Annotated in this window: 11 protein-coding genes and 1 riboswitch; of the genes, 3 read left to right on the forward strand and 8 right to left on the reverse strand. The window is 63.7% G+C overall.

Annotated features, from left to right (window positions below; genetic code table 11):
* Nucleotides 1-5 precede the first annotated feature (5 nt).
* Nucleotides 6-719, reverse strand: a complete 714-nt coding sequence (pnuC, locus tag L7A15_RS03790) for a nicotinamide riboside transporter PnuC (RefSeq protein ID WP_237208313.1) — start codon at nt 717-719, stop codon at nt 6-8.
* A gap of 143 nt (nt 720-862) precedes the next feature.
* Nucleotides 863-997, reverse strand: a riboswitch (FMN riboswitch).
* Between the two features lie 145 nt (nt 998-1,142).
* Between pnuC and L7A15_RS03795 the strand changes: the two genes are divergently transcribed.
* Both L7A15_RS03795 and L7A15_RS03800 read left to right on the forward strand, forming a co-directional pair.
* A complete protein-coding gene (locus L7A15_RS03795) occupies nt 1,143-2,537 on the forward strand; it encodes an MFS transporter (RefSeq protein ID WP_237208314.1) in 1,395 nt (464 codons plus the stop codon).
* 44 nt (nt 2,538-2,581) lie between these two features.
* Entirely contained in the window at nt 2,582-2,890 is a 309-nt protein-coding gene (locus L7A15_RS03800) for a hypothetical protein (RefSeq protein WP_237208315.1), read from the forward strand.
* A 7-nt stretch (nt 2,891-2,897) separates the two neighbouring features.
* On the opposite strand, the gene L7A15_RS03805 is transcribed toward L7A15_RS03800, so the two are convergent.
* Both L7A15_RS03805 and rpe read right to left on the reverse strand, forming a co-directional pair.
* Nucleotides 2,898-3,695, reverse strand: coding sequence for a tetratricopeptide repeat protein (locus L7A15_RS03805; protein WP_237208316.1), 798 nt, complete (start codon nt 3,693-3,695; stop codon nt 2,898-2,900).
* A 6-nt stretch (nt 3,696-3,701) separates the two neighbouring features.
* Nucleotides 3,702-4,367, reverse strand: coding sequence for a ribulose-phosphate 3-epimerase (gene rpe / locus L7A15_RS03810; RefSeq protein ID WP_237187609.1), 666 nt, complete (start codon nt 4,365-4,367; stop codon nt 3,702-3,704).
* A 170-nt stretch (nt 4,368-4,537) separates the two neighbouring features.
* Between rpe and L7A15_RS03815 the strand changes: the two genes are divergently transcribed.
* On the forward strand, nt 4,538-5,890 hold the full coding sequence (locus tag L7A15_RS03815; RefSeq protein ID WP_237212294.1) for a Na+/H+ antiporter family protein: 1,353 nt from the start codon (nt 4,538-4,540) through the stop codon (nt 5,888-5,890).
* Between the two features lie 83 nt (nt 5,891-5,973).
* Here L7A15_RS03815 and L7A15_RS03820 read toward each other — a convergent pair whose 3' ends face one another.
* The 5 genes from L7A15_RS03820 to L7A15_RS03840 all read right to left on the reverse strand — a co-directional run bounded on the left by L7A15_RS03820 (nt 5,974) and on the right by L7A15_RS03840 (nt 11,550).
* Entirely contained in the window at nt 5,974-7,752 is a 1,779-nt protein-coding gene (locus L7A15_RS03820; RefSeq protein ID WP_237212295.1) for an RsmB/NOP family class I SAM-dependent RNA methyltransferase, read from the reverse strand.
* Nucleotides 7,749-8,675, reverse strand: coding sequence for a methionyl-tRNA formyltransferase (gene fmt, locus L7A15_RS03825; protein WP_237212296.1), 927 nt, complete (start codon nt 8,673-8,675; stop codon nt 7,749-7,751). The genes L7A15_RS03820 and fmt overlap by 4 nt, the downstream gene beginning before the upstream one ends.
* A 13-nt stretch (nt 8,676-8,688) precedes the next feature.
* The gene (gene def / locus L7A15_RS03830) at nt 8,689-9,297 is read right to left on the reverse strand and encodes a peptide deformylase (RefSeq protein ID WP_237212297.1); all 609 of its coding nucleotides are present in this window, start codon (nt 9,295-9,297) and stop codon (nt 8,689-8,691) included.
* 24 nt (nt 9,298-9,321) lie between these two features.
* Complete coding sequence (locus tag L7A15_RS03835) at nt 9,322-10,203, reverse strand: PD-(D/E)XK nuclease family protein (protein WP_237187604.1); 882 nt, start codon at nt 10,201-10,203, stop codon at nt 9,322-9,324.
* 123 nt (nt 10,204-10,326) lie between these two features.
* On the reverse strand, nt 10,327-11,550 hold the full coding sequence (locus L7A15_RS03840; RefSeq protein WP_237212298.1) for a CapA family protein: 1,224 nt from the start codon (nt 11,548-11,550) through the stop codon (nt 10,327-10,329).
* Between the last annotated feature and the right edge of the window lie 38 nt (nt 11,551-11,588).

An 11,588-nucleotide genomic window follows, 5' to 3' on the forward strand; every position in this document is an offset into this window, starting at 1 on the left:
CCGTCCTACGACCGGACGTCCACGGTGGGGTCGGGGAAGGCGGTTTCGACCTCAACCTTGGCGGCCTCCTGGTTGCGGGTGCGCCACCAGACAAAGAAACCTACCAGGGTAAAGGCCCCGTAGAAGAGGTACATAAAAGCGCTGGCATAGTAGCCTGCCGACCAGAGCAGGGGCACGCCGACTACGTCCACGGCGACCCAGACCAGCCAGAATTCTACCCAGCCCTTAGCCATGCCGTAGGTGGCCAGCAGGGATCCGGTGAAGATCCAGGCGTCAGACCAGACCGGCTCATAGGAGCCCAGGGCGCGGAAAATCGGGGTCAGCACGCCGGTGCCGATCAGCATGAAAGCGATCATGAAAGCGCGTTCCTTCCAGCTGGCCCACTGGGGAACCACCGCAGCCTGGCCTGCCTCGCCGGTCTTGCGGGTCTGGTTCCAGCGGTACCAGCCCCACACGGACACAGCAATGAACATGACCTGACGGCCTGCCTGGCCGAGCAGGTTAGCGGTACCGTAGGTTGAACCAAACACGGTGCCCAAGAAAACGGTGAGCAGCAGCAGGTTGCCGAGAATACCGACGGGCCAGGCCCAGACCTTACGGCGCATACCGCCGAGGGCTGAAAGCAGGCCAAAAACATTACCGAGGACTTCGCGCACTAGCAGGGACTGGTTGTCACCAATCGCAATTTGAGCGTCGAAGAGCCACCGCAAGAGATCCATAAAAAACTCCCAAAGCTAGTGGCTCCGGGAGAACAAATCGAAGGGCACCCGCGTGTGCCAGCCATGGGGCGTCGGTCAGGACGCCGGTGGGCCGGGTAGGCGGGTGGGGCAGGTACCCCGGGTGTGGGGTACTCAACGGTTTGCTCGTGCTACCTTCCATCCAGACTGTACTGTCTGCCAAGGAATTTCACCTTGCAGGTATCAGGCACATGACTTGTGCCGTCAATTAGCGGGCTGTCACCGCAGGTTCGGATTTTCACCAGGTCCCGGAGCACGATTTATATTTGCACTTCAAGGTATAGCACACCTGGGGTTTCTGTGCGTCATATTGTGTCTTTTTGAGACGGCCTCCTTCCTTTCGGATGGGTTTGCCCCTACAGTTGATAAAGTCACTTTGACCCTAATACTGTGAAGTTATTCCCCATGAAAACCACCGCCCCACCCACCATCCAGACCGCTCCCCCGCAGCCGCAAGCGTCCGCGTCCGGCCTCGACCACCGACTCGACACCCTGCCCCTAACCCGCCGCCACGGAAAAATCCTCGGCATCACCGGAATCGGCTGGGCCCTGGACGCCATGGACATCGGCCTCATCTCCTTCGTCATGGCCGCCCTCATCGCCCACTGGGGCATCACCCCAGGCCAGGCCTCCCTCTTGGGGTCCATCGGCTTTCTCGGCATGGCCCTTGGTGCCATCGCCGGCGGCCGCCTGGCTGACCACTTCGGCCGCCGCGCCCTCTTCGCCCTCACCCTCCTGATCTACGGGGCAGCCACCGGCCTCTCCGCCCTCGCCACCACCTTCACCGTCCTGCTGGCCCTCCGCTTCATCGTCGGACTCGGCCTCGGCGCAGAACTACCCGTCGCCTCCACCTACATCTCAGAATTCTCCCCCCAGCGCCTCCGCGGCCGCATGGTGGTCATCCTCGAAGCCTTCTGGGCCATCGGCTGGATCCTCGCCGCCGTCATCGGCACCTTCATCGTCGCCAGCTCCCCCGACGGCTGGCGCTGGGGCCTGGCCCTCGGTTGCATCCCAGCCCTGTACGCCATCATCGTCCGCCTGGGCCTACCCGAATCCGTCCGCTACCTGCTCGCCCGAGGCGACCACCACCAGGCTGAAGCCATCGTGCGGGACCTCGAAGCATCCCCCAGACTCTTCAAGCAGGCACCAGACAAGACCGACAGCACCCACCAGCCCGCCCCCGAACAGGCCAAGGGAACCGACCAGGCCGCCACCGCCAGAGGAATCTGGGGGCAAGAACTCCGCCGCCGCACCGCCGCCCTCTGGGTCGTCTGGTTCTGCGTCAACCTGGCCTACTACGGGGCCTTCATCTGGATCCCCTCCCTCCTCGTCCAGCAGGGATTCAGCCTGGTCACCTCCTTCACCTTCACCCTCATCATGACCCTCGCCCAGCTGCCCGGCTACGCCGTCAGCGCCTGGCTCATTGAAGTCTGGGGACGACGCGCCACCCTCGCCACCTTCCTCCTCGGCTCAGCAGCCTCAGCCATCGGCTACGGCTCAGCAACCGACATCCCCTGGATCATCACCTTCGGCTGCCTACTCTCCTTCTTCAACCTCGGAGCCTGGGGTGCCCTCTACGCCGTCGGCCCAGAACTCTACCCCGTCCACCTCAGGGGCCGGGGCACCGGAGCCGCCGCAGGGTTCGGACGGCTGGCCTCCATTGCAGCCCCGCTCCTCGTCCCCGTCCTGCTCGGCATCGTTGGAGTCACCGGCCTCTTCATCGTCTTCGCAGTTGCCTTCACTATTGCCTCACTCGCCACCCTCCTACTGCCCGAAACGAAAAACCGGCAGCTGGCCTAAGATAGGTAAGCAGGAGTTTTACCCACCGGCCACGAGAGGAAACCATGAGCGAAGCCAAGCCCGCAAACGTCCAAAAACGCGACACCACCTTCAAGCAGGAACACGGGGCGGTATCTCACCTGGTCAAGCGCAAGCCCGACCAGGCTGTTGCCCGTGCCATCAAGGGGGCACAGAAGGTGCTGGACGAGGGCCAGGGCAAGCAGGCCCTGAACGTCCTGACCCTGGCCAAGCCCGTCCTGGTTGCCGGGTCTGAGGACGCCGCCGCCTACTACACCATGCTGGCCACCATTCACCGGGCCATGGGCAACGAGCAGGCCGCCCAGCGGGCCGAGCAGAACCTGCCCGCTGCCTAAGGACGTCCTAGCGACCCCCGGTTAGCTGGTTCAGCAGTTCCTTCACGAAGGCCTCATTTTCGGTCTCCCCTGCCTGGGCATAGTGCTCTGCTGAGAGTTCCAGGTAGCCCTGGGCGGCGTCCGCGTCCCCTCCCTGAGCTGTGACCAAGGCCAGCAACTGGTAGGTCTCTGCAAGAAAAGCATGATCATCAAGTTCCAGGGCGAGGTCAAGCGCCTCAGAAAGCAGGGGGCGGGCAGCGTCCGTATCCCCCACCGCCAACAGCCCCTGGGCCTGGGCATTGCGCACGTGCATGAGCTGAACCGTGTGATTGCCCGCGGCGTACAGTTCGTATGCCTGGGCCAGATAGCCCTGGGCCCGGGTCTCGTCCTGGGCCTGCCGGGCAAGCCCCGCCAGTGCCACCAGATTGTGGGCCTGACCCTCCGCATTCCCCTGGGCCTCATAGCCACGCAAACCCTGGTTATACCAGGTCTTGGAGCGCTCAAAATCGCCCAGCTCAGCATGCAAGGAACCAACCTCGGTGGCAAAATCGGGCAGCTGCTCGGCATCAGGTTTGACCTCAGCCAGCAGGGCATGGGCGCGTGTAACTTCAGTAAGAGCTGGCGCGAGATTCCCCAGGACGCGGTTGACCTCGCTCAAAATTTTCAAGGCAAGAATCTGCCCAAAGACTTCACCAGCGCTCTCAAAACCACCGGCGGCAGCCTCCAGGGCAGGTAGGGCATCTGGGAGTTGCCCAGCAGCAATGAGCTCCTGGGCACGGGCCAGCTCACGGTCAGCTTCTTCAAGGGAAGTTAGGTTCTGGGTCATGGCGTCCTAGTGGGTGTGGGCGGACGCGGCAGCCCGGCGCAAGCCCGCAATAGCGGCTTCGAGGTCATCCGCCCCATAGACGGAAGACCCGGCAACAAAGCAGGTGGCCCCGGCTTCTGCGGCACGAACGATTGTTTCTTCGGTGATACCGCCGTCCACCTGCAGGATCACCTCAGCCCCGGAGCCCTCAATGGCAGCAGCCGCCCGCTTAATCTTGGGAAGGGTGACGTCAAGGAAAGCCTGGCCGCCGAAGCCCGGTTCAACGGTCATAATCAGGAGCATGTCCAGTTCGCTGAGCATATCCAGGTAGGGCTCGACGCCGGTGGCCGGGCGCAGGGCCATACCCGCCCTAGCACCGCCCTCACGCAGGGTACGGGCCAGCTTGATGGGAGCAATAGCGGCCTCAGCGTGGAAGGTCACCGACTCGCACCCCACCTCAGCGTAGGCAGGGGCCCAACGGTCGGCGTCCTCAATCATCAGGTGAACATCAAAAGGAATGGGCGAGACCTCCTTGAGGCGCTTCACCACGGGTAGCCCCCAGGTCAGGTTGGGAACAAAGTGGCCATCCATGACGTCAATATGGGCGGCGTCGGCGGTCGAAATAGCGGCCAGCTCCTCCCCCAGGCGGGAGAAATCAGCACTCAAAATAGAGGGGTTAATCAGGCAAGTCATGGGCGTCCTTTCATCAGGGGCTTTGTACCCATCGTAGTGCCGACCAGCTACCGGTGGCGAAAAGCAAGACCCATCACAGTCCATCTAGTGGTTTCAAGGACTAGTGGCACACCGCCAAAGACTACACTTTATACAGTCTTTTACATACTTATTCAAAGGTTTTGGATCTCATGAACTCAGTTCTGCTCGCGGTCCTGGTCATGCTGGCCCTGTCAGCTGCCCGCGTCCACGTCATCCTGGCCCTCTTCATCGGCGCCCTCGTGGGCGGTCTCACCGGTGGTCTGGGGCTGGACGGCACCATGGTCGCCTACCAGGAGGGCCTCTCCGGCGGCGCCATGCTCGCCCTCTCCTACGCCCTACTCGGCGCCTTCGCCATGGCTGTCTCCAGCTCGGGCCTGCCCCAGCTGCTGGCCAACGGCATTATTGCCAAGGTCGGGGTTGAAAGCACCGACGGCAAAAACCGGGTGGAGTTCACCGTCAAGTGGCTGCTGCTGGCCGGTATTCTGGCCATGTCCGTCATGTCGCAGAACCTGATTCCCGTCCATATTGCCTTCATTCCGCTGATCATTCCGCCCCTGCTGGCCGTCTTTAACCGTCTGAAGCTCGACCGCCGCCTTCTGGCCTGTGTGCTCACTTTCGGCCTGGTCACCACCTACATGTATGTGCCCGTTGGCTTCGGCGCTATCTTCCTCAACGATATTCTGCTGGGCAACATCGAGTTGGCCGGTATGGATACCAGCGACATCAATGTCATGACCGCCATGGCTATCCCGGCCCTGGGCATGGTGGTTGGCCTGCTCGTTGCGATTTTCGTCAGCTACCGCAAGCCCCGTACCTACCAGACTGTTGAGCTTGCACCTACTGAAAATGGTACCACCGAGATCAAGAAGTTCAACGTGGTCGTTGCCATTATCGCGATTATTGCAACCTTCGCGGTGCAGGTCGTCATGCAGTCCATGGGTACCGAGGCTAACTCCCTGCTGGTCGGTGCCCTGGTGGGTCTGACCATCTTCATGGTCACCGGTGCGGTCAAGTGGAAGGAGGCCGACGACGTCTTCACCGCGGGTATGCGCATGATGGCCCTGATTGGCTTCATCATGATTTCAGCCCAGGGTTTTGCCGCGGTCATGGAAGCCACCGGCGACGTTGACCCCCTGGTCACCACCGTGGCTGACCTCTTCGCGGGTAATAAGGGCGCGGCCGCCATGGCCATGCTGGTAGTGGGTCTGATTGTGACCATGGGTATTGGTTCGTCCTTCTCGACCCTGCCCATCATCACCACCATCTATGTGCCCCTCTGCCTGGCCCTGGGCTTCTCACCCCTGGCTACGGTTTCTATTATCGGTACCGCAGGTGCCCTGGGTGACGCTGGCTCCCCCGCCTCCGACTCCACCCTGGGCCCCACCGCCGGCTTGAACGCGGACGGCCAGCACGACCACATTCGTGATTCGGTGATTCCCACCTTCATCCACTACAACATCCCCCTGCTGGTTGCAGGTTGGGTAGCGGCCATGGTTCTCTAGCACCCCAAAAGGACCAGGAAAATCGGAAAAGACCACCAGTTAGGTGGTCTTTTCTGATTTTCCTGGTCCCTAGTGTTGGGGGTCTAGTTCTTGCGGAAGAGGGCGAAGAACATGGCGTCAGTACCGTGGAGGTGCGGCCAGAGCTGGGCGGTTGTTGCCCCCTCAGCCAGGGCGGCTCCCTTGGGGGCCTCCGGGGTGAAGGCCGGGTCCAGTTCCCCGGTAAGGACGGACGCCCCCGCCTCATCCGCGCGGGCAACGGCCCGGAGGGCGGCACCAGAGTCCAGCAGGGTCACATCAACCTTCCGCAGAATATCGTGAACAATACTCTGGGTTTCAGCCGTGTGGGGGGAGCAGGTCACATAGGCTATCAGGCCACCGGGGCGGGTCACCGAGGCTGCGGCCGTAAAGAGATCAAGCTGCAGGGGCAGCAGCTCGGCAATGTCGCGGGGGCTCTTGCGCCAGCGGGCTTCGGGGCGGCGGCGCAGGGCACCCAGACCGGAGCAAGGCACATCGACCATGACGCGGTCAAAGAGTACACCGGCAGGCATGCCCTCGGGCAGGTTCCTACCTTCAGCGACTGTGCGGGCGATCTGGCGGCCGTCCCCGGCTACCACCGAGTAGGTTCCGGACGGCAACGGGGCCAGGGAGCGGCGCACCAGCTCGGCCCGGTGCTCGGCAGCTTCATTAGCCAGCAGACGGGCCCCGCGCTGGGCCCCCAGGGCGCCGAGTAGGGCGGCCTTACCGCCGGGGCCAGCGCAGAGGTCAAGCCAGTTGCTGTCGCTACCCTCAAGGGGGGCGTCAGCCAGGGCCCGGGCAACCAGCTGGGAACCGGCGTCCTGGGCACGGACGACGCCCTCCCGCACCGATTCAAGCCGGGCCAGGTCGCCGGCAGAATAGAGGGCCGCGCCCTCCACCAGGGGGCCCTCTTCGGCACCTGCTGCGCGGGCCTCGTCCAGATCTCCCAGGCCGGGCAGGGCCACCAGATTGACCACGGGTGAGGCGTTATCTGCATCCAGCAGGGCCTCCACCTCGTCAGGCTTCCGGCCGTGGGCAGCTAAGGCCTGGCGGAAGGACCGCACAACCCAGGCCGGGTGGGATTTCTCTAAGGCCAGGCGGGTCAGCTCATCGGGGGCCTCTTCGGCAATCAGGGCATACCAGTCTTCCGGGGTGCGCTCAGAGACGCGGCGCAGCACGGCATTGACGAAGTTAGCCGGGCCGCTGCCGATCTCAGCCCGGGCCAGGGCAACCGTCTGGTTGAGGGCGGCGTGGTCGGGCACGCGCATGGCCAGTAGCTGGTGGACGCCCAGGCGCAGCACCAGCAGGATCTTGGTGCCGATTTTCTCCACCGGGCGGTCAACACAGTGGGCCAGAATCGCGTCATAGGTTCCCTGGTTGCGCAGGGTGCCGTAGGTCAGTTCGGTGGCGAAGCCAGCGTCCCGGGCATCAAGCCGGGCCGCGCGAATCGCCTTGGGCAGCACCAGGTTCGCGTAGGAGTCCTCTAGGGCAACAGCGCTCAGCACCTCAAAAGCCACGGCGCGGGCCCTATCTGCTGTGCGGGCTCGCTGGGAAGGGGCGGACGCCGAAAAGGTCCGGTCCTTGACCGCCTTGCGGTTGCGCTCGTGCCCCTTAGCATTACGGCGAGTCTCTCCCCCGCCGCCGCGCTTGACCTGGGGCTCGCCACCGGGGTTACGGTTGCCGCGCGAGCCACGGGGGTTCGGGGTGCCACCGGCCTGCCCCTGCTGGGTGCGGTCGTCGCGCTTGCGGGCCCCGCTACGGCCCTGGCCAGCCCGGTTAGCACCGGAACGGTTAGCCCCCGCCCGGCCCTTACCGCCGTGAGAGCGTCCGCCTGCATTCATGCTCATACCAGCACAACCTTTCCTTCTGCCAGGGCCGAGCCCTGACCACGCGCCCAGTCGGAGGCGTTCATCATTTTCTTGCCTGCAGGTTGCACCTGGGTCAGTTCCAGGGCGCCGTCGGTGCAGGTGACGGCCACCTTTTTACCGGCCCAGAAGAGGGTGCCTGGCTCCCCCACAGGCTGGGCCTGGCTGGTCTTGGCCATGCCGAGTTTGAAGCGGGCCCCGTCCAGTTCTGCCCAGGCCCCGGGTTCGGGGGTTACCCCGCGCAGCTGGGCAATAATGTCAGCGCAAGAACGGGAAAAATCTACCTTACCGTCGGCGATCGTGAGCTTGGCGGCGTGGGTGGCCTCCCCGGCCTGCGGGGTGCCGGTGGCTCCGGCGGCAATATCGTCAAAGGTAGCAGCCAGCAGAGCCCCGCCGGTTGAAGCCAGGCGGTTGAGCATATCCCCGGCGGTATCGAGTTCCCCCACCTGGGCTGATTCCGAGCGGAAAACCGGGCCGGTATCGAGCCCGGCGTCGATCCGGAAGGTATTGGAGAAAATCTCAGTCTCCCCCGCCATGAGGGCCCGCTGCACAGGAGCTGCCCCGCGCCAGGCAGGCAGCTGCGAGAAGTGCAAGTTAATCCAGCCCTGGGGTAACAGATCGAGGGCGCTCTGCGGTAGCAGGACGCCGAAGGCCACCACCGCCGCAATATCGGCACCCAGATGCGCGACGGCGTCCGCAACCTCATCTGACCAGCGGTTAGCCTTGATGATAGGCAGGCCCAGCTCCTGGGCGCGGGCTGCCACCGGGGACGGGGTCAACACCCGCTTGCGGCCGACGGGGGCGTCCTCACGGGTCAGCACCCCCACCACCTCGTAGCCCGCCTCAAGCAGGCCGTTGAGGGGCGCGACGGCAACCTCGGGGGTTCCTGCGTACAGTACTTTCATGTCAGTCTCCCTCTTAGATTCCAAAAGCGCCCGGCTTCTTGGCCCCGCCTGCTGCCCCAAAGGAGCCGCCCAGGGCACCAAAGCTGGATGAGGTCGTCTGGGCCCGGTCCCCCTGAACCGCTGCGGCAACATCGTTGTAGTTGGCCTGGCGAATCTTGCGCCAGATGTTTTTCTTGTCTTCACCCTCGACCCGGTCAATGTACATGGTGCCGTAGAGGTGGTCGGTTTCGTGCTGGAGCATGCGGGCAAAGAGGCCCTCGCCCTCGTAGACCACCGGTTCGCCCTTGCAGTTGACGCCGGTGACCCGCGCCCAGTTCTTGCGCGGGGTGGCGGCAGAGAGGCCGGGTACTGAGAGGCAGCCCTCGCCGCCTTCCTGGGGTTCGTCGCCTACTTCAAGTACGGGGTTGATGATGTGCCCCTCGCGCCCCTCGATTCCGCCGAAGGTAAAAATCTGCTTGGAAATCCCTACCTGGGGGCCAGCTAGCCCGACACCCTCCACCGCGTACATGGTTTCGAGCATGTCAGCGACCAGTTTTTCGAGGTCGGCGTCAAAGACGGTGATGGGGTCGCACTCGGTGCGGAGGACGGGGTCGCCCACGGTTCTAATGGTCAGAATGGTCATGGTGTCTCACTTTGGTTTCTTCGGTTAGGACGCGGCCGCCCCGGCCTCAATGGTCGGGGTGGGGTGGGGCGGGGGCACCACCGGCATGAGATGGTCTTCAGGGGTTTCGGTGAGCTGACGGTTGAGGTCCCAGACCCGTTTGAGGGCGCAGAACTTGTACCAGTTGCGCTCTAGCACCTGGGGGTTGGCCTGCTGGGGCACAACCTGGGTTTCGCCCAGGGCAACGCCCATGAGAATACTGGCCCCTGAGTGTTTCCAGGGCTCCCACTCCCCTTTTTCGGGGTCGACCAGGGCTTCTTCAGCTTTGACCCCGGCCACCAGCTGCATGACGACCTTGTCGTCCAGGGGCTTGACTCGCCCCTTGCGGTCGGTGCCCTTGGTCTTGTAGTCGATAATGCAGGTGTGCCCGGCTATTTCGGCCACCAGGTCGAGGGTTCCGGCGTAGCCAACCGTCTCGTTCCAGATGGTAACTTCGGTGGCCAGGGGCTTGGGCCGGTAGAGTTCCCACCATTCGTCGAAGCGGTCGGCGTAGGCCTGCTCCCCGTGGGCGATCAGGTTTTCCCGGTAGCCCTCAACCTCGTGGGGCAGCCCCATGGCGCGTAGGGCCACCTGTTCTGCGTAGTTGTGGACGCGGTCGCCCCGGGCGGCAGCGGCGTCGCGGTAGCGTTCTGAGGCGGCGGCTGCGTCGCGAATCACCGCGAATTTGAGGCCCGGGGAGCTAGAGGCCCGGTAGGATCGCTGATCTTCTAGGGCGGCCTTGGCGGCCATGTAACCGTGCCAGCCTGAAAGGTCGTTGGCCTGCTGCCCGATGACGGTGGTGATCGATGGAACCAGGAGTTCCCCGCCCACGGTACGCGCGTACATCCGGCCAAAGTCGGTGGCCTGCGCGAGCATGGGAGTAGTCAAAGAGGAAAGTCCTAGCGTGGGGGTTGGGCAAAAAATCGGGCGCCCAATCACTGCGGGCGCCCTATAGATTATACGCGCCTGCCCCCTTCAGGACGAGGGGGCAGGTAGGTTAGGTCTACTACCTTAGGTCCATTCGCGGGCACCAGCTTCTGCAGCCCCCATAGATTCCACAATCTTCTTGACCCTGGCGTTGGATTCTGCCGCATACGCCTCATCGACGCAGTCAGTTTCGGGACGGATGGGTGAGGTAATGCAGTAGCGGTAGCCGGGGGTATCAACCATGGTGGACGACACCCACCGCAGATCGTGCACGGCCCAGGTACCGTCGTCACCCTTGGTAAAAATAGGGTTGACCATGATTCCCTCGTTGTTGGCGACGTAGGTGGGTGAGAGTTCGGTCAGGTTATTGCCCAGCCCGTAGATGATCCAGGTGTCCTTGTATTTTTCAATGGGCTGGACGGCGTGGGCGTGCTGGCCAACAATCAGGTCGAACTGGCCTGAGTCGACGAGGGCGTGGGCGGTTTCGACCTGCTGGGCGTTGGGTTCGTGGACGTACTCGTCGCCAGCGTGCATGTTAGCGATCACCAGGTCTGCCCCCTGCTCCCGGGCGGCCTTGGCCTTGGCAGTCATGGCTTCGGCGTCCAGCATATCTACCTGCCAGGGGTAGTCAGGCACATTGCCGTTGAGCCCGTAGGTGCCGGTGATGATAGCGACCTCGGCCCCGTTGGCGGTGGTGAAAATATCGGGTTGGCTGGCTTCTTCTTCGGTTAGGTTGGTGCCGGTGACGCCCATGCCGGCTGCCTGGACGGCCCGGTAGGTGCGTTCCAGCCCGGCTGTTTTCTGGTCGATGGAGTGGTTAGAGGCCGTCATGCAGACGTCCCAGCCGGTTGCCGCAGCGGCGTCCAGGATCTGCGGGGGAACGTTGAAGTTGGGGTAGCCCAGGTAGGGTCCTGCCGGGTCTGCGACGGCAGTTTCCATCTGGCAGACGCCCAGGTCAGCCCGGTCCAGGTAGGGTTTCTGTTCAGCGATCAGCGGGCTAAAGTCCAGGCCGGTTTTTCCGAGGGCAGCAGCGTCAGCGGCGGCCTGGTCCCAGAGCATGTTGTGCATGAGGAAGTCCCCGGCAAAAAGCAGGGAGACGCAGTCGCCGCCCTCCCAGCAGGCCCCGCCAGCGGCAGATGCAGTGAGGCCGCTAGTGTGACCGTTAGTGGCCGCCCCCTGCTGGCCCTCCCCCGCCGCACTGGTGTTAGAAGCCGGGGCGGCGGCGTCCTGAGTTTCAGGGGCCCCCTGGCTACAACCGGCGAGGGCGAGCGCAGACAGGGCAAGGAGGGGAAGGAGCTGACGGGACACAGTTACTCTTTCGACGATCTAACAACTCCTCCTAGCTT

Origin of the sequence: Rothia nasimurium (assembly GCF_928391935.1) — a bacterium.
Lineage (GTDB): Bacteria > Actinomycetota > Actinomycetes > Actinomycetales > Micrococcaceae > Rothia > Rothia nasimurium_D.